This is a genomic window from Streptomyces sp. DT190 (assembly GCF_049846985.1).
Lineage (GTDB): Bacteria > Actinomycetota > Actinomycetes > Streptomycetales > Streptomycetaceae > Streptomyces.
Genome location: NZ_JBNCNM010000096.1, coordinates 1 through 248, shown reverse-complemented (window position 1 = coordinate 248; position 248 = coordinate 1). Strand labels below are relative to the sequence as shown.

Genomic DNA, 248 nt, shown 5'->3' with positions numbered 1-248 from the left:
CGTCGTGTCGAGGTGGACTATGCCTCGCATTCGGCGCATGTGGAGGCCATCGAGGGCGAGTTGGCCGAAGTCCTGGCCCCGGTGGTGGCCGGGGTGCCGTCGGTGCCGTTCCTGTCGACGGTGACGGGGGAGTGGATCACCGATGGTGAGACGGATGCCGGATACTGGTATCGCAACCTGCGCCAGACGGTGCGGTTGGAGCCGGCCGTCCGTCGGCTCGCCCAGTCCGGGCACGGTGCGTTCCTGGA

Annotated in this window: 1 protein-coding gene; it reads left to right on the top strand. The window is 68.5% G+C overall.

From position 1 onward, the window contains the following. Window positions 1-12 precede the first annotated feature (12 nt). Window positions 13-248: acyltransferase domain-containing protein (locus ACPXCS_RS39760; protein ID WP_425952387.1), on the top strand; the 236-nt coding region annotated here is incomplete at its 3' end.